The 510-nt window shown below is 39.2% G+C and carries 1 protein-coding gene; it reads right to left on the bottom strand.

Annotated elements, in window-relative coordinates:
- On the bottom strand, positions 1 to 510 hold a 510-nt coding region (locus ACFQ1U_RS10140), incomplete at both ends, for a DUF11 domain-containing protein (RefSeq protein ID WP_386107953.1).

Below are 510 nucleotides of genomic sequence, written 5' to 3'. Positions count from 1 at the left end.
GATCACTGCCAGTTATCCATGCGCTATTTACATACTCATCTGCCACACCTGTTGGGGCTAATACCGTAGCCTCAAAACTAACTACTAAACTTCCTGAAGACGCCACACTTAAACCACTCCATGTAATAGTGTTTCCTGCCTGTACTCCTCCATTATCTATATTACTTATAGAACCATATCCTACTGGTAATACATCTGATATCGAAACCCCTGTAGCATTACTTGGACCTGAATTACTTACTGTAATACTAAATAAAACTACATCCCCTACATTAGGCGTAGCATTACTTACTTCTTTTAATAAACTTAAATCTGAGCTTTGTGGTGTTACTGTAAAACTTGATTCATCATTCTCACTCTGATCTCCATCATCATTATTAGGACTACTATTAGGATCGTATTGATCACTACCGGTAACCTCCGCAATATTGGTGTATTCACCTGCAACGCCACTTGGAGCATTTACCGTAACATCATATTGTAATGTCAACGTACCTCCCGATGCAACAC

The sequence above is a fragment of the Tenacibaculum geojense genome (assembly GCF_042676005.1).
GTDB lineage: Bacteria > Bacteroidota > Bacteroidia > Flavobacteriales > Flavobacteriaceae > Polaribacter > Polaribacter geojense.
Note: the sequence above shows the minus strand (reverse complement) of the source record. Positions and strands in the feature narration are given on the sequence as shown.